The following is a 17771-nucleotide window of genomic DNA, read 5'->3' as shown; positions in this document are numbered from 1 at the left end:
GCCTCGCGGTGACACCGCGAGGCCGGCCGCCCCCGGGTATTTTCGCCTCTCTGACGAGGGAGTTCAGCGATCTCATGATCCAGCCCATGTCCAACGGCGACTCCGTTCTGCGAGTCGTGGTCGATCAGTCACGTCGTGTTCTGGAGACCTATCGAGTCGACCCCGGCCTGATCCAGGAGCACGCGAACAACGAGCGTCGGATCGAGCAGGGAGGGTACGGGGACCGTCAGGTCTTCGAGCTCGTCCAGAACGGTGCGGACGAAATGCACGGCCGGCCGGGTGGGGAGGTCGCGATCGTTCTCACGGCCACTCACCTCTACTGCGCCAACGAGGGTGCGCCGGTGACGGCCGACGGGGCGGACACGATCCTGCGCATGGGGGTCTCGCGCAAGCGAGGAGGCCAGATCGGACGCTTCGGAGTGGGGGTCAAGTCGGTACTCGCCATCTCCGACACCCCTCAGTTCTTCAGCCGGGCCGACGGGGCTGACTTCGGGTTCGGATTCGACCGGGAGTGGTCGGCCGAGGAGATCAGAAAGATCCACCCGGAGGCCGGCGAGACGCCGGTGTTGAGGATGGCGAAGGTGCTGGACCCCGCCCGGGAACGGGCCGCCGATCCCATCCTGGACGACTTGATGGGCTGGGCGACCACGGTGGTGAGACTTCCGCTCAAGACCGACGGCATCGCGCGTCTCGGCAGGGATCTGGTCACATTTCCGATCGAGTTCCCGCTGTTCTCCGGTCATGTCGGCGTGGTGACCTTGGAGGACCGTCGAAGCGGGCAGGTCGTCAAACGTCAGATCTTTCAGCAGGTCCGGGGGGACGCTCACACTTTGGAGGAGGTCCGTCCCAACGGGGAGAGCATCCACCATCCATGGCGTGTGTTCACCCGCACCCACGCTCCGTCCGAGACGGCGCTCAGGGCGGCGGGAGAACTCCACGACCGCCCTCGGATCGAGATCTCTTGGGCGGTGCCGGAGCGCAGTCGAGAACGAGGCGAATTCTGGGCCTACTTCCCGACCAAGTTCAAGACCACGCTCCGCGGAATTCTGAACGCGCCTTGGAAGACCTCGGAGGATCGTCAGGCGATCTTCGACGGCAATGCCTTCAACGACGAGCTCCTGCAGGTCGCCGCGGAGCTCGTCGTCGACTCCTTGCCGTTGCTCTCCAAGGCCGACGACCCGACGAACTATCTGGACTACCTGCCTGGCCGGGGCCGTGAGGCGCCCCAGTTCGCCGACGAGTCATTGACGAGGGCCATCTGGAAGGTCGCGGCAGAAAGGCCGTCCATACCGGACCAGAACGGCGCGTTCCGCACCCCGCATGAGATCCGCCTGCACCCGGCAGGACTCGCGGAGGAATGGCTCCGACTCTGGTCGAGGTACGAGGGGCGACCTTCGAACTGGGTCCACCACTCCATGGAGCAGCGCGAACGGCGCGCCCGCGTCGTCCGCATCTTCGACAAGGCGGAAGTGGGAGAGGCCGGGGTCCAGGAGTGGCTTGAGGCGTTGGCTCGGGACGGCAGTCCCGCGGCGTCCGCGATCGCCGTTCGAATCGTGGCCGATATGAAGCGCAAGGGCTCCCCTCTGCTGGGGGAGGCACTGCGAGCGAGGGTGGTGCTCACCCGGTCCCACGGCATGGTGCCGCCGACCGGCGGGACGGTGTTCCGGCGCAGTTCCGAGGACGAACTCCAAGACGACCTGGTCTATGTCGACGAGCGGGTGCTCGACGACTTCGACGTGACGTCCGCCCTCGACGAGCTGGGCATTCGTGACGCCGACGCCTCAGGTCGTTTCGCGGCCGTCGTCGACCGGGGACTCCACGGCTACGACCATGCACAGTGGACCGCGTTCTGGGAGTTGTCGCGTGGAGTAGGGAGCGACCGGGTCCTCACGACGCTCCAGGAGCGTTTGGAAGAAGCCACCCGAAAGATCAAGGTCCTCACGGTTCACGGAGACTTCCGGCCGATCCACGAGTGTCTCATTCCGGGCCCGGTCGTCCCGGCAGACGGCTCCAGGGATGCGGCCATCGCCGTGGACATGCGGTTCCACGCTCCGGACCGAGTCCTGCTCCATGAGCTCGGACTGACGGACAGGCCCGCCCTCGATCATGATCCTCGCGGCGAACGCTACTTCGACGATTATGTCGAGGCCGCTTGGGGCTGGTACGTGAAGACGTTGGACGACAAGGCGCGGCGCCCGCAGAAGGGGACCATGCGGGTCGACGGTGCCAACCCCGCGGGCCCGCTGGATCTTCTGTTGCGACTGTCTCCCGAGGGACGGGCGGCGTACCTGCGACACCTCCCGACACATGGACTCGTCCCGCAGTGGACCATTCAGGCCGGTCGTCAGCTCGGTAGCCGTATGGTGATCGACTCCCCGTTGGTCTGGATGGCCCGTGACCATGGACGTTTGAAGACGTCTCAGGGCCTGGCGAGGGTGCCTCGCAGCGTCGGTCCGACGCTCGCCCGGTACTCGGACGTATTGCCGGTGGCCGACGTCCCCACGGCGGTGGCCGACCTCCTCGGACTTCCGAGCGCGCTGGGGGAGGTGCCGGCGAGCCTGTGGCGGGACGCGCTCATCTCGTCTTGCCGAAGCGAGAGCGACGAGTACCCCGGCAGGGTGTATGCGCTCCTGCGTCAGTCCGGCCGGGACTGGCCTGAGGACGTTCCCGTGCGCTGCAGGGTCGGTGACACGTGGTCGTCGGAGATTCCTCGCGCGGAGATCGCGGTGACGGAGGTGCGAGCCGAGTTCGATGCGCTCGTCCGCGAAACCCTGCCGGCCCTCCTCGTCCCGGACGAGGAGACGGCCGTCTGGATGCGTTCACGGTGGAGCCTGCTCGATCCCGCCGACCTCATCCAGAAGGAGGTGCAGTTCGAGGTGGACTCCGAGCCGGTACTGCTTCTGGACGAGTTCCCACATCTCCGGAGCCACCGTCAGATCGTCGAAGGATGGCGGTTGATTCGATGCCGTCGTCTGGAGGAGGTCACACGCACCCCCAAGGGAATGCGCACCGCCCCCCTCAAACGGGTCGTGCACGAGCATTCCGTTCTGGTGCTCCGACCGGAGGGCGATCTGGATGCGCTCATCGCGGTGGACGTCCTGCTCAAGCTCGGTCTGGGCGAGCAGAGGTGCCGGTCGATCCTGGAACTTCGGCAGAAGCAGCTCGAGAGCAAGCGGATCAGGGCGATCCGTGCCGCCGAGACCGAGGAGAAGAAGCTCTTGGAGCTCGTCGGTGAGGCCCAGCTTCGGGCAGGCCTGCCCGAAGGACTCATGGAGGCGGAGACTGCTCGGACGGGGAGGCAGCCGGACGGTGTTCGTGTCGCGCGGTTGGCCATGGACGCCTACGGTGACGGTGTTCTACGGCATTACAGCAAGGACATCGCCGCTCGCAATGAGGAGGCGCCGAGCCACTTCTCCGGAAGTACCACCAGCCTGAGGTTCGTCAAGGAGTTGGGACTGCCCGATTCCTACGCGGGCGTCAAGATGGTGACGCCGCCGGAGATGGAGGACGTCGACGGGCCGACGGATTTCCCCCGGCTGCACGACTACCAGGACAAGCTCGTCTCCAACATGCTCTGGTTCCTTCAGCGTCCGACGCCGGGACGGGCGATGCTGCGCCTGCCGACAGGAGCCGGCAAGACGCGCGTCGCCGTCGAGGCGGTGATCCGCTTGGTGCGAGAACGTGGTGTCAAGGGGCCCATCCTTTGGATCGCCCAGTCCAACGAGCTGTGCGAACAGGCGGTGGAGAGCTGGAAGTTCGTCTGGTCCAAGGTCGGTCCGCGTCAGCGGCTCACCGTGAACCGGTTCTGGGGAGACAACGACGCGGCCCCCGTCGACGCCAATCCGCAGCTGGTCGTGGCCACCGATGCCAAGCTGCACCGGCGTCTGAAAGGGGAGGCTTACGCGTGGCTGCGTGATGCGGCGCTGGTGATCGTGGACGAGGCGCACGGTGCTCTTTCCGAGAGGTACACCGAGATCTTCGAGAGGCTCGGCCTGGACCGCTCGCAGACGGCACGCCCGCTCATCGGCCTCACGGCGACGCCGTACCGGACCGACGCCGACGAGACCCGGCGGCTCGCCAACCGCTTCGGGACCTTCCGTCTGGACGACGGCGTCTTCGGTGATGAGGATCCTGTGGCGGCCCTTCAGAAATTGGAGGTCCTCGCCCAAGTCGATCACCGTGAGCTGAAGGGGTCCACGCTGAGCCTCGACGAGAAGGAACGCGCCGAGGCCGACACATTCGGCGTGCTGCCCCCGTCCGCCGAGCATAAGCTGGCGATGAACGACGAGCGGAATCAGATGCTGCTGGACGAGATCGCAGGACTGCCCGAAGACTGGCAGATCCTCGTCTTCGCGACATCGGTCAACCACGCCAAACTGCTCACCGCAATGTTGAACGGCCGCGGCGTTCGGTCCGCTTCGATCGACTCGTTCACGCCCGCCTTCGAACGCCGCAACGTGATCGAGGACTATCGGGCGAAGAGGATCCGAGTGCTCACCAACTACGGCGTACTCGCCCAGGGTTTCGACGCTCCCGCCACCCGGGCGGTGGTGATCGCGAGGCCGACCTACAGCGCGGCCATGTATCAGCAGATGATCGGCCGAGGGTTGCGAGGTCCCCGGAACGGTGGCGAGAAGCGCTGCCAGATCCTCGACGTCAGTGACAACATCGAGAACTTCGGCAAGTCCTTGGCGTTCACCGGCTTCGAGGGCCTTTGGGGGATGCGGTGACGTCGCCTTACGAGTCGCGCCCGGAGCTGACCGCCGAGCAGCGGGCCGTGGTGGAACTGCCGGTCGAGGCGATGACGCTCGTCACGGCGGCCGCCGGCGCGGGCAAGACTCATACCCTCGTTCGCCGGCTCGAACGGCTCATGGAGAGCGAGGTGCTGGGCGCCCACGAAGTACTGGTGCTTACGTTCTCTCGCTCCGCCGTCCGCGAATTGCAGAACAGGATCGCCCGACATGGTGAAGCGGCCCGCCATGTGCGGACGCAGACCTTCGACTCATGGGCGCTTGATCTGCTCATGCGGGTGGACGCTGGGCAAGACTGGGCGAACAGGTCTTTTGAAGACCGGATCCGAGGCGCCTGCTCGGCCATCGAGGACGGACTGGCCGACGAGCCGTACGAGGAACTTCGGCATGTCGTCATCGACGAGGTCCAGGACCTGGTGGCCGAGCGGCGAGAATTGGTCGAGACGTTGCTCGAACGATTCGACTGCGGTTTCACCGTCGTCGGTGACCCGGCTCAGGCCATCTACGGTTTTCAGGTCGAGGACCCCAAGGAGCGAGCGGCCGAGACCAACCGCTTCTCCGACTGGCTCCGAGCCACCTTCGGAGAAGACCTCATCGAACTCCGATTGACCGAGAACTTCCGGGCCGGCACCGAGGAGGCTCGACTCGCTCTGCCCTACGGTCCGGTGCTCCGTGGCCGGGCGGAACAGGGACGGCGTGGCGACGGAGGCGTGTACGAGGACCTCCGAGCGGCATTGCGAGACGCCCTGATCGTGGGCGATCTCGGCGACGAACACATGCGGGACACCCTCGCCTCCTATGAGGGGAGCACCGCGATTCTCTGCCGTGACAACGGCCAAGCGCTTCTGGTGTCCGAGCAACTGCACACGATCGGCATCGCCCACCGACTCCAACACGCGGCCCAAGACCGCATCGTCCCTTCCTGGCTGGCCGACCTCTTCAGGGGAGTGAGAGAGAAGACGCTGACCAGGGAGACCTTCGACGCCATGGCCGCCGAGCAGGCCCCCGACGGGCTCAAGGCTGCGGGAGTGCTGTGGAGCGCGTTGAGAAGGGTGGCGGCGAGCCCTGGAAGACGGACCCTGGACCTCGACCGCCTGGTCACCGCGATCGCCACCGACCGCCTACCGGATGAGATCACGGCCGCACCCTCTTCGCCGCTGATCGTGTCATCCTTCCACCGGGCGAAAGGACTGGAGTTCGATCGAGTGATCGTTGTGGATCCAGGACCGTTCACCCCGGACCGCGAGGAGGAGGCGGCAGAGGAATCGCGCATCCTCTATGTGGCGATGACCAGGGCGCGGTCCGAGCTTCTGCGAATGGACACGATCAACAGGTGGAACGTCAGGCGGGATCAGCGAACGCGGCGATGGGTGCGATATGGCAGACGTGCGTGGCAGCGACTCGGTCTCGAAATGACCGGTGCCGACGTCCACGGTGATCACCCGGCAGGTGCGGTCGAGTTCGCCGCCGACCCGCTCGAACTCCAAGAGCACCTGCTCACCAAGGTCTCCGTGGCGGACCAGGTGGTCCTTCGGAGGCTGTACGCGGACTCGCTCGAGCAGGAGCAGAGTCCGCCGTACCTGATCCTGCACGATGACCGTCCGATCGGAGTGGCCTCCGAACGCTTCCGCCGCGACCTCTACCGTGTGCTCCAGCAGAGTAAGAGGTTCGTGCCACGCAGATTTCCATATGAGATCACCGGGGTGCGCATCGAGGCGATCGAAACAGTGGTCGGGAGCCGCGCCGCCGGAACGATCGCCGGCCTCGGAGATCGGGGAGTATGGGTGGCGCCGCGGGTGGGGGGCTTGGGTCGGTTCGACTATGGGGCCGGGAAAGGCGACGAATGACGGAGACGCGCGATATCCGGGGCCACTATGCCTTCCGTGAGCGACTGGCGGAGCGATTGTGCGCAGACCTTCTCGGCCCTGCGACCGGGCCGACCGAGGTCCTCGACCAGGAACCGGCGACGGCCTACATCACAGGTGTCCTTTATCCGATGCATCGAGATCCGGAGGACGCGCGGATCGAACGCGACGGCCAGGATCTCGACCTCGCTCCCGCACGTCTGACCCAGGACGAGGTCCCCGACACCGGGGTGGCCATGGCCAACAGGAAGATGCCTTCGGCCATGGGGATCACGTTCGCCGTCGATCCCAAGCGCGCTTCCGCGGTCACGGTCACCGCGACGGCGGCGGTGTACGAGCCGATCGATGAGAACGATCGACTCGTCGCGGCCCTGCGCGCTTCGCGAGGAGGTACCGACGAGGATCACACCCTGCGGTGGCGTCGCCGGCCGCTTTCCATCGAGCCGGTCCAGGTCGAGATCGACCACGCGCGCGAGGAGCGACGCGAACTCGTCGAGGGACTCGGCCTGGAGCTTCGAGTGACCGTTCGCGGAGCCGATGAGAACGGTGACGTCGCGGTGACCACCACGCTCGTCAATGCGAGAACGGCGGCCCGGGGAGAGCTTCTCGATGCTCAGTGCTTCTTCCAGCCGGTGATCCGCATCGAAGTTCCCCAAGGTTCCGGAGCACTGGTCGAACGTCGAAGGAGCAACGGAGGCGATGAGCGGGAGCGTCTCCTGAACGACCTGCTCTATCGGCACGCCCCCATGTTCGCCGCCGGCCATGGGTGTGCGGCCGATTGGGACTGGACCCCGCCACCAGCGGGTGGAGTTCACGGTCACCGGCGAGCGACGACCGATGCGGTTTGGACGACCTTCACCCCCAGTGCCGAAGTCCTGTCATCTCAATCCAATCCGGACGTTCCCGAGCCCGGCATGCTCTGGCTGGCTCGGGCGCCCAAGCCCGACGTCATCGCATTCCTGAAGGAGATCGTCAGCGGCTACGAGGAATGGATCCGCCAGCGTTCGAGCGAAGCGGAAGCGCTGCGGGAAACCGAGTTCTTCGACATCGCGCGGCAACAACTCGACTCCTGTGCCGTCGCCTGTAGGCGAATGCAGGGCGGAATCGCCAGATTGGAAGAGGCCCCCGACGTCTACGAGGCGTTCCAGCTCGCCAACGAGGCCATGGCTCATCAACGGGCGCGCACTGCTTGGGTCCGACGAGGACGCAGCGGTGAGCCGGCGCTCGGCGGTGGGCGCTGGAGGCCTTTCCAGATCGGGTTCATACTGCTCTGTCTTGATGGAATCGTCGATTTGGATCACCCAGATCGCGACGTCGCCGACCTCCTGTGGTTCCCCACCGGTGGTGGAAAGACCGAGGCGTACCTGGGGTTGATCGCATTGACGACCTTCCTGCGGAGACTGAGGGATCCGAGAGCAGGTGGCGGCGTGACCGTCCTCATGCGCTATACCCTTCGTCTCCTGACCCTGCAGCAGTTCGAAAGGGCGGCAACGCTCATCTGTGCCATGGAGACAATACGCCGCGACCGGCCTTCCAGTCTCGGGACCGAGCACATCTCCATCGGCATGTGGGTCGGAAAGGCGGCCACGCCGAACTGGCTCAGTGCTGCGGCGTCCAGCTTGGCGGAATTGCGTCGAAACAAGAAGCTGCAGGTGGAGAACCCGGTGCAGCTTCGGTCCTGTCCGTGGTGTGGCACGGCGATGGACGCCCATGATTACGAGGTCGACCAAGATAAGCGTCGAATGTGGATACGCTGCCGAAACGCTGAATGTGAGTTCCACTCGGAGTTGCCGGTCCACGTGGTGGACGAGGAGATCTACCGTGTCAGGCCCACCCTCGTCATCGCCACCGCCGACAAGTTCGCCCAGATCGCGTGGCGGGAACAGGTCTGCACGCTCTTCAACAAGGCCGATGGAACCCATGTGGAGACGTCGCCGCCCGAACTGGTCATCCAGGACGAGCTTCATTTGATCTCAGGCCCTCTCGGCACGCTGGCCGGTCTGTACGAGACGGCCATTGACATCGCCGCGCAGCGCCCTAAGGTGATCGCCTCAACTGCCACCATTCGTCGAGCACAGGAACAGGGGGCTCGGTTGTTCGATCGGGGCGTCGAACAGTTTCCCCCTGCAGGTCTGGACGCCCGCGACTCGTGGTTCGCGGTGGAAGCCGCCCGAGACGACAAGGCGTCACGCCGCTATGTCGGTCTGTTGTCGGCCAGCACCAGTCAGGCGACCCTATTGATCCGCTCTTATGCGGCATTGCTTCATTATGCGAAACAGCTCGATGGAGACGACGACGTACGCGACGCGTACTGGACCTTGGTCGGATACTTCAACAGCCTGCGTCTTCTCTCGGCCGCCGAACTACAGGTCTACGCGGACGTACAGGAGCGGCTCGCCCAACTTTCGAAACGTGAAGGATGCGAACAGCGCACGGTAGAGATCCTGCGAGAACTCACCAGTCGCGTCGATTCCAGTGACGTTCCGGAGTATCTCCAAGAGTTGTTCCGTGATTTCGCGAGTCGTTCCGCCGCCGATGTCGTCCTCGCCACCAACATGATCTCGGTCGGGGTGGATGTGGACAGGCTCGGGCTGATGGCGGTGATGGGGCAACCCCAGACCACCGCCGAGTACATCCAGGCGACCAGTCGAGTCGGCCGGCGCGACCCCGGCCTCGTCGTGACCCTGCTCAACTCCGCGCGTTCTCGCGACAGGTCCCACTATGAGAACTTCATCTCCTACCACTCGGCCCTCTACCAGCAGGTGGAGTCGACGAGCGTCACTCCGTTCGCGCCTAGGGCACGTGACCGGGCGCTGCACGCCGTCCTGGTCGGTTCGGCGAGGTTGACCTTGCCGGCGGCCCGACCGAATCTCGCCGCTGCCCGGGTCGAAGAATTCGTCGCAGACCTCGAAAATCTCAAACAGGAGATTCTCGAGCGGGTCAAGGCGATTGCCGCAGACGAACACGTGGAAACCGAAGAAGAACTCGATGAGTTCATCAGTGGTTGGCGTGAACTCGCACGTGCCAATCCGCGGCTTCGTTATGAGGCGGTCCGCAAGAAGTGGTCCGGCCATCAGCGCCAGGCCGACGAGGCTTTGCTCTCCGCCTACGGATGGGATGAGGACCTCTACGAGTCCGCACCCACCATGTGGAGTCTGCGTGATGTCGACGTCGAGTCCGACCTCTACCTGGAGAACTAAGATGGCCTTGCGTTCCGGCAAGAGCAAAGGTGCCGTGAGAGAAAGAACCTACCCGCGCCTCGGATCGGTTCGACGAAGCCAACTTCTCACCACCTACGGGGTGGGATCACTGGTCGCCATCGGAGATCAGTCGTATCTGGTCAGCGGACTGGACACATGGAAGGTGGGAAGGCGCCCGGACCTGCGCGAATTCAGACTCCAGACCCGGCTCGGACTGAAGACGGGATTCTTCCTGCCGCCTGCCTCGGACCCGCCGGCCGGAGACGGCGTAAAAGTACGTCGTTTTCCCGATATTTATACATGTCCCGGGCGGGACGCGATGTCGGGGGAAGGATGTGACTACAACCTTCGCAAGTTCCGTGAATTCGGCTCCGAGGCGGCGAGCGAATGCACGGATTGTGGAGGAGCGCTGACGCCGTCGCGGTTCGTCGTCGCCTGCGACCGCGGCCATCTGGACGACTTTCCGTACCTCGCATGGGCCCACCGTCGTCCGCTGCGCGCAGATGAACGGCCGGGACATCGGCTCTCGTTCCATACCACTGGGCGCACTGCAGCCCTGCGATCGATCGTCATTCGATGCAGTTGCGGCGAGGAAGCCTCAATGGAGGGCGCGTTCGGCCGTGGCGCGATGGAGAGCATCCGCTACAAGTGCTTCGGGCAACGACCTTGGCTCGGCGTCGGGGCGGAGGAAGGGTGCGGATCGACACCTCGCACCCTTCAGCGAGGTTCGTCCGCCGCCTGGTTCCCCATTGTTCGATCCGCGTTGTCGATTCCTCCTTTTTCAGAGCAGCTTTACGACCAAGTGCTCGATCAGGACCGCTACGAACTTTGGAAGGGAGAACCGGACGACGTCATCGCTCGCCAGGCGCAGAAAGCGGGGCTCGTCGACGAGCAGTATACGGCTGCGGAGATCATCAAGGCGGTCCGGGACTACGAGGCGTACGAGGCGGGCGAGCGACCTGACCCCTCCGTGATCACGGGCTTCGAGCCGGCCGATGTCCTACGAGAGGAGGAATACAAGCAGCTCCTCCGTGAGTCCCGCACGCAGCATTTCGAATCGGTCCGTCCGACCGCCTCCGATGCGACGCTCCCACCGGGCATCTCGGACACCATGTTGGTCACGCGCTTGCGCGAGGTCCGCGTGCTCCAGGCGTTCACGCGGGTCGACCCGCCCATGGACGGGGATCCTCCGGAACGGCTCGCCTCGCTGAGTCGAGACGCCGTCGGCTGGCTCCCCGCCATCGAGGTCGTAGGCGAAGGAGTCTTTCTGAGCCTCTCCCAGGAACGGCTTCGTTCCTGGGAGCAGGCTGGGTCCTCGGGAGGGCCGGCAGACCGGGCCGGACAGATACGCGATCACCATCAGATGCAGCTCGACGAACGCGCGCGACAGGCCGGCCGGACGGCTCCGAGGTCACGAGTCGACGCCCGCCTCGTTCTTGTCCACACGCTCGCCCACGCTTTGATCAACGAGTGGAGCCTCGATGCCGGATACCCCGCCGCCGCACTACGTGAACGACTCTATGTCTCCGACACGATGGCGGGACTCCTCATCTACACCGCCACCAGCGACTCGGCCGGGAGTCTGGGCGGCCTGGTCGGCCAGGGTGAGCTCCATCGCCTTCGGCACACTCTCGCATCGGCTCTGCGCCGGATCTCCTGGTGCTCCGCCGACCCGCTGTGCATGGAGTCGGAGGCGTCCGGTGCGGACAGTCTCAACCTCGCCGCATGCCACGCGTGCATGCTGCTCCCGGAGACCAGCTGCGAGCTGGCCAATTCCTATCTCGACCGGGCCCTGCTCATCGGAACACCCGACGGCAGGACGAAAGGCTACTTCGATGGCGTCGAAGCCGCTCCAGGGAGCGCCTGAGAATCTCGTCAGCGGCTCAGGGCGGTGGCGATGCTATCGCCCAGCTCTCGGGCCATCGCGGGTGGAAGCGCGTGACCGATCTGTCGGAACCTCGCGGTCTTGCGTCCGATGATCGTCCAATCGTCGGGGATGCCTTGAAGGACGGCGACCTGGTCGACGGTCAACCTCGGCAGACCGCTTCGATCCTCCGGAGCGTCCTCGAAGCGGAGAACGAAATCCGGTCCCGGCACGTCGTCGGCCAGGCTTTTGCCATCGACGCCGAGCCGGGCCCAGGTGTTCTTCGAACCAGTCGGACCCAGATCTGCGCCACCACGATTGCTCGAACCGCCGATGATGGTCGGGGCGACCTCGTTGGCGATATGCCGCCATTCTGCGGCGCCTTCCCAACCCCGGCTTCCCATCGACCGCCAGAGTACGTTTCCGACGGTGTCCGCTCCTCCGGTCGGTTCAGGCCAGCTGAAGTGCGTCAGGTCGTCAGGCCGCATCGCCACCAGGACGCTGTAGGGTCGCCGTTGGTGGACTCCGAAGTTCTGCGCGTCGAGGATCTTCCATTCGAATGCATAGCCCATATGCTCGAGTTCGTCCATGACGAACTTTCGAGAGTCTTCGAACTTCTCCTCCGTCAGGAGGCTCGGCACGTTCTCCAGCAGCAATGCCCGGGGCTGGATCTCCGAGGTCAACCAGATCGCGTGGCGAAGCAGGTCAGCAGGGTCCGCAGACCCCAGCTGTCCTGCGGCGGGGGTATAGGGGCCGCTAGGGAGGCCGCCGGCGAGAAGGTCCACGTCCAGAACCTCACGGTGATCGGCCCCCACGAACTCCGTAAGATCCATCTGTTCGACGTGCCAGCGTGGGCGGTTGGCGCGCAATGTCGCGCATGCCTTCGGGTCGATCTCGACGAGCATGACAGGCGTGAAGCCCGCCTGCTCCAAGCCGAGGGCCTGCCCGCCCGCCCCGGCACAGATCTCCAGACTGCGAAACCTGCTCATCATGACTTCCTTCCTTTTCGCAAGTATAGGGCAGAGATCTGCCGCTCCTTCCCCTCTTGGCCAACGCAAACCGCAACTTTAGTGCGCGCGTACGGGAATGGGCTTTGGGTGATAAGGAACTCCGCCGATGATCACATGGCCACTAGGGGCTCCGTGAATCATCGGCGATCCCACGGAAGGGCGAGAGGCGGTCGTGAACATCCCCTACCGGGCTTACCGCTCTTCTCTCCGAGCCGCCCAAGGGGACGGTCGCGATCAATAGATCTCGGGAGCGGCGGTCATCGGATCGCCGAGAGCGGCGGGTGTGTAATGGACTCCGTCGATGGTGGTGGATGGTCGGCTTCCGATGTCCATGGTCGGGACCACTCGGACGCTCACGAACTCCCCCTTGTCGGGCACGGGAAGCCCGAGCTCCTCGGCGATCCGGGGGTGATCACCCTGATGGCCCAGGATCAAGATGCCTTCTCGGCCGAGATGGCGGGGGAGCCGAGCGTCGCGTGGCCGCTTGTAGGGGTCCTTCTGATTGGCGACCGTTCGGATGGTCTCGGGCCTGATGATGACGCCTTGGACCAGCCGGAAGAGTCGGTTGATGCGCTCTTGACCTCCCGCTCCCGCTCTGTGGTCCTTGGTGGCGGCGAAGATGATCCGGCGAAGGTCGGCGGGGAGACGAAGGAGTTGGTTCTCCGGGAGAGGGCCGTCCTTCACCAACCAACGGACCCTCGCTCGGCCTTCGCTGTTCAGGGTGCGCTTTCCGTCCTGGTTGACACCCTTGTTCAACAGGTCCGGCGCCGCCCGGATCAACGCGACGTTGAAGACGCCCTTGCGGTCGTCGGCGTGCATGAGCAGACAGATCTCGCCGACCGCCTCTTTCGGGATGGCCTGCCCGAACTTCGAGGACATGGAGAACTTCGCGTCGACCTCGTGTCCGGCGACCACATAGTCCATCCTGAAGCCACGCTCGAGTCGGAACTCGCTCTGACAGATGATCTCGACCTTGGTGCCCAGATAGGTGCGCTCTGTCTTCGCCACATTTTCGCCGTAGATGTCGAAACGCCCGGTTCTCTGGCCATCGAGCACCTCGTCGATGGCCTGACGTAGGACGGCCCCGAGCCGTTCCCGGAACCGGGGTTGGTCCAGGAACCAGGCGCAGACCTCCTCAAGCGCCGGGTCGTGGGGATCGCTGCTGGACGTCGGTCGGGTGGGCTCTTGGTCAGAGGTTCTCGGTCCGGGTAAGCCGAAGAGACCCAAAGGCTCTGTCATGGCGGGAGGCTAGATCATCACACGACTTCAGGGCAACCCCGATATGACCTGCGGTCAGGTTCTTCCGTCAGAAGAGGCGGCTGGGCTCGATTCGCAGTGGCTCGGTGGCGAAGGCGAGCCTGTGCACGTGTTCCGCGATGGCCTTTCCGAGCACCGGCGGTACCGCGTTGCCGATCTGACGGCCGACCTGAATCTTCGTTCCCTCGAAGACGAAGTCGTCGGGAAAGGTCTGGAGCCGGGCCGCCTCGCGATGAGTGATGGGCCTGTCCGCAGTGGGATGGAGGTAGCGTCCCTTCTCCGGTTTGTAGAACTCGGTGCGGATGGTGAAGGACGGTCTGTCCCACCACAGGCGTCCCATGACGTCGGTGGTTCCGGTCGGCTTGTTCTTCCAGCAGTTCGGCAGCAGGTCGGGCCTGTTCTTGGCCAGGTCGAATCGATTGCCGCCCTCAGGGATCGCCTGGTATCTCGCCAGGGACATCGCCGTTGGATTGCGACGGAAGTGCAGATGCTGACGGCCATCGTCATCGAATTCGATGTCGGTCAGCTCAGGGCGTGCCGGAAGATCGGCGATGCTGTCCCGTAGAGTCGCGTAGGGCCGCCTGCCGGGGGAGGCCGGGCCGTGCGTGGGAGGAGGCGGCCAAGGGACCTCTGAGACGCCCTTGACGGCGACGAAGATACCGCGCCGGCGGCGTTGGGGCACTCCGTAGTCGGCGGCGTTGAGGACGCCGTATCCGTAACCGTACTCCTTGAAGACGGGATCGGTGTCCATCAACTGGAGCAGCTTGGCGAACTGGGCCGAGCGTTGGAACTCCGGCACGTTCTCGATCACGAACGCCTTGGGGCGGATCTGATGAACCGCACGGAGGTACTGCTGCCACAGCCCGTTGAGCTGGGCTCGGCTCACGTCGTCTCGATCGCGTCCCAGCGGGCTGAAGCCCTGGCAGGGCGGCCCGCCGATGATCACATCGGCGGCCGGGAACGTCTCGACGTCCTCGATCGGTCCGGAGTGGACGTGACAGTCGAAGTTCCGCTTGAACGTGCGTGCGGCGGCCTCGTCGACCTCGACCGCGTAGACGGACTTGAACCCCTTGTCCGCAAGACCGAACCCCAGACTCAGCCCGCCAGCACCTGCGAAGAGGTCGACTGTGCGGATGACCTCCCTGGCCATGCCACCTCCGAGACGGAACTACACCCATGAGACTATAGGTGCTCTGTTGCGACCGGCTCGCGGGATGGCACGGACGTCGTCCCAGGGACCGGCCGCCCCATCAAAGCCCACGGGTACGACAGAATCGGGCAGACGTTCGACCCCGTAGGGTGACGAATGCTCACCGGCCACCTCCGCAGCTTGCGACACGGTAAGTCTTTCCGGCCTGCCGGGACACGTCAATGTGTCTGGGGCTCCGTTGACGGCACGTCTCACTGCCAAGCCCCCGATGGGTTTGAGATGCCGGCGGGGCCAATTCCTCGTACTGTGAACGCCATGTCCGTGGCCCGCCCGATGAAGGCTTCCAATCCTGGTGTTCGCAAGAGCATGCAGAGCAACAAGGGACGGGACACCCGGCCGGAGCTCGCCCTTCGGCGTGCCGTGCACGCGCTGGGCATGCGCTATCGGGTGTCGGCGCGCCCCCTGCCGGGAGTCCGGCGAACCGCCGATCTCTTGTTCACCCGTGCCCACGTGGCCGTTTTCCTGGACGGCTGTTTCTGGCATGGGTGCCCGGAACACCACACAAAGTCCGCGACGAACGCCGACTATTGGGCGGAGAAGGTGCGCAGGAACAGAGAACGGGATGCCGAGACCGATCGGCTTCTCGCGGAGGCGGGGTGGAAGGTGATCCGAGTCTGGGAGCACGAGGATCCGGTGCAGGCGGCGCAGCATGTGGCGCAGGTGGTTCGTGCCCGCCCTTGACGGCGGATGACGGACATGGCCCTGACGAGAGGTCCCCGCGCCCCGGCCATGCTGCTCTGGCGCGGATTGCCCTGGAAGAAGCCCCGTGCTTCGCTGGCGAGGTAGATGAGGCGGGCGGGGATTTCCCGGGAGCCGGGAAAGATTCTGGATCATGATGCGGAGCTGGATGCGGGACGTCCGGGAAGCGATCGACGCGGGCCGTCCGCAGGACGCTTACAGGGCCTTGGAAGAGGCGGCCGAGGCGTATCCGGAGGCCGCTCGGGAGCTCGGCCACACCCTCCTCCAGGTGAGCCGGCTGGACGGCGTGGGCGGGGAGGAGCCGGAGACCGAGAGGTGGTTGCGGCGGGCCGTCTCGGCGATGCCCGAGGGCCCTGAAGCGGCGATCCTGCTGGCGACCTGGCTCGCGGAGCGGGCCAAGCGGCTCCGCGCGATGCCGGAGCCCGACGAGGGAGAGGACCCGGCGCGGCTCGCCGCCGAGGCGCGCGATCTCTACCGGACGGCCCTGCGCCTGCGACCCGGCTCGGCGGCGGCGGCGAGCGGTCTGGCGCTGCTGCTGAGCGAGACGGCCGTCCACGGTGAGGACGAGCCCGTGATCCGAGACTGGGAGACGGGTCGGTTCGACTACTTCGTCATCGAGGTCGAGGTGGCGGTGACGCCGCAGGGAGAGACGGCTTCCGGGCTCGCCGTGCTGCGCGGCCTCGACCAGTGGCCCGTCCGCTCGCGGGCTACTGCCCGGACTCCCCGAAGACGGCGGCGGCGGTGTCGACGATTCCGAAGCTCTCGCCCTGCGGGCCGACGACGATCCCCATGCGGCCGTACGGCGAGTCGACCGGCTCCATGAGCACCTGTCCGCCCAGTTCGCGGACCCGGCCGACCCCGGCGTCCACGTCGTCGAACCGGAACCACGCCAGCCAGTGACTCGGGGTGCCGGGCGTCAGGGCCTCCTCGCTCATGCCGCCCACGGGGTCACCGCCGCCCGCCGGGCTGAACGTGACGTACCGGGTTTCGGCGTTCTCGCTGTAGGCGAGGCCGAAGACGTCGGCGTAGAACCTCTTCGCGGTGGCGAGTTCGCGGGTGCGCAGTTCGCTCCAGCAGTACGCGCCGTGCTCGTTGTGGACGGCGGCGCCGATGTGCGTCCGGGCCTGCCAGATCCCGAACACCGCCTCGGTGGTGTCGGCGACGACGGCCATCCGCCCGGCGTCGAGGACGTCGAACGGGGAGACCAGCACCTGCCCGCCGGCGGCGTGCGCCTTCTCGGCGATCGCGTCGGCGTTGCCGGCGGCGAAGTAGGACGTCCACGTCGAGCGCATCCCGGGGTCCGGCTTGGGGCCGATGCCGGCGGCGGCCCCGCCGTCCTTCGTCCCCATGAGGTAACCGCCGGACGCCTCGTCGCCGCCCTCGATGGTCCAGCCGAACAGGGCGGCGTAGAACTCGCCCGCCGTGGCCGGGTCGTCCACCTGGCAGTCCACCCAGCAGGGCGTTCCTTCGGGCCAGGGCTGGGAACGTACGGGCATCGGCTTCTCCGTTCTGTTCACGGTGTCGGGACGTGGAACGCACGCGTCACCCAACGTGATCACACGCTCACATGCCGGAGGAGGAAATGGCGACGGCGTTGGCATTCCCTGGCCGAAACCTCGCCGGAAGCTGAGCGGCGCGGGCCGCGTCGCCCCGGACCGGTCAGGGGAGGAGGCCCTGGCGGCGGGCGGTGGAGACGGCTTCGGTGCGGGTGTGGCTGTCGAGTTTGCGCATCGCGGAGCGCAGGTAGCTCTTGACGGTCTCGGGGAGCAGGCCGAGGCGGGCGGCGGCCTCGGCGTTGGTGCAGCCGAGGGCGACCTGGGCGAGGACGTCCAGTTCGCGGGGGGAGAGCCGCGGCCGGTGCGGCCGGCGCGGCGGGGGCGTGCCCGCGGCGGCCAAGCGGCGGGACGCGGCGCGG

11 protein-coding genes are annotated in these 17771 nt (G+C 65.8%); 6 read left to right on the top strand and 5 right to left on the bottom strand.

What is annotated here, in order from left to right; all coding sequences use genetic code 11:
• The first annotated feature begins 86 nt into the window (after nt 1-86).
• From DZF91_RS07070 to drmB, 4 genes are read left to right on the top strand one after another with little or no spacing between them, the layout of a single operon-like run.
• Nucleotides 87-4730 (top strand): DEAD/DEAH box helicase, encoded by a 4644-nt coding sequence (locus DZF91_RS07070; protein WP_117356680.1) that lies wholly within the window; start codon nt 87-89, stop codon nt 4728-4730.
• Complete coding sequence (locus DZF91_RS07065) at nt 4727-6598, top strand: UvrD-helicase domain-containing protein (protein WP_199486462.1); 1872 nt, start codon at nt 4727-4729, stop codon at nt 6596-6598. Before DZF91_RS07070 ends, DZF91_RS07065 begins: the two co-directional genes overlap by 4 nt.
• Nucleotides 6595-9816, top strand: coding sequence for a helicase-related protein (locus DZF91_RS07060; RefSeq protein ID WP_117356677.1), 3222 nt, complete (start codon nt 6595-6597; stop codon nt 9814-9816). The genes DZF91_RS07065 and DZF91_RS07060 overlap by 4 nt, the downstream gene beginning before the upstream one ends.
• A 1-nt stretch (nt 9817) precedes the next feature.
• Nucleotides 9818-11683 (top strand): DUF1998 domain-containing protein, encoded by a 1866-nt coding sequence (gene drmB / locus DZF91_RS07055; protein ID WP_117356676.1) that lies wholly within the window; start codon nt 9818-9820, stop codon nt 11681-11683.
• Between the two features lie 8 nt (nt 11684-11691).
• On the opposite strand, the gene DZF91_RS07050 is transcribed toward drmB, so the two are convergent.
• The 3 genes from DZF91_RS07050 to DZF91_RS07040 all read right to left on the bottom strand — a co-directional run bounded on the left by DZF91_RS07050 (nt 11692) and on the right by DZF91_RS07040 (nt 15097).
• Nucleotides 11692-12672, bottom strand: coding sequence for a DNA cytosine methyltransferase (locus DZF91_RS07050; protein WP_235834136.1), 981 nt, complete (start codon nt 12670-12672; stop codon nt 11692-11694).
• 252 nt (nt 12673-12924) lie between these two features.
• Nucleotides 12925-13929 (bottom strand): NaeI family type II restriction endonuclease, encoded by a 1005-nt coding sequence (locus DZF91_RS07045; protein ID WP_117356675.1) that lies wholly within the window; start codon nt 13927-13929, stop codon nt 12925-12927.
• A 67-nt stretch (nt 13930-13996) separates the two neighbouring features.
• Entirely contained in the window at nt 13997-15097 is a 1101-nt protein-coding gene (locus DZF91_RS07040; RefSeq protein WP_117356674.1) for a DNA cytosine methyltransferase, read from the bottom strand.
• A gap of 315 nt (nt 15098-15412) precedes the next feature.
• On the opposite strand from DZF91_RS07040, the gene DZF91_RS07035 reads away from it, so the two are divergent.
• Together DZF91_RS07035 and DZF91_RS38805 are read left to right on the top strand one after the other, a co-directional pair.
• Nucleotides 15413-15838: a very short patch repair endonuclease gene (locus DZF91_RS07035; protein WP_268915922.1), complete on the top strand. Its 426-nt coding sequence runs from the start codon at nt 15413-15415 to the stop codon at nt 15836-15838.
• Nucleotides 15839-15989: 151 nt separating this feature from the next.
• A complete protein-coding gene (locus DZF91_RS38805; RefSeq protein ID WP_147341036.1) occupies nt 15990-16679 on the top strand; it encodes a hypothetical protein in 690 nt (229 codons plus the stop codon).
• Here DZF91_RS38805 and DZF91_RS07030 read toward each other — a convergent pair.
• Together DZF91_RS07030 and DZF91_RS07025 are read right to left on the bottom strand one after the other, a co-directional pair.
• On the bottom strand, nt 16564-17352 hold the full coding sequence (locus DZF91_RS07030) for a VOC family protein (RefSeq protein ID WP_117356672.1): 789 nt from the start codon (nt 17350-17352) through the stop codon (nt 16564-16566). The two genes, DZF91_RS38805 and DZF91_RS07030, sit on opposite strands and share 116 nt — an antisense overlap.
• 163 nt (nt 17353-17515) lie before the next feature.
• A partial coding sequence (locus tag DZF91_RS07025) for a response regulator transcription factor (RefSeq protein WP_147341035.1) occupies nt 17516-17771 on the bottom strand: 256 nt, incomplete at its 5' end.

Origin of the sequence: Actinomadura logoneensis (assembly GCF_003428695.1) — a bacterium.
Lineage (GTDB): Bacteria > Actinomycetota > Actinomycetes > Streptosporangiales > Streptosporangiaceae > Spirillospora > Spirillospora logoneensis.
The sequence above is the reverse complement of the archived record's forward strand: the minus strand, read 5'-3'. Positions and strand labels throughout refer to the sequence as shown.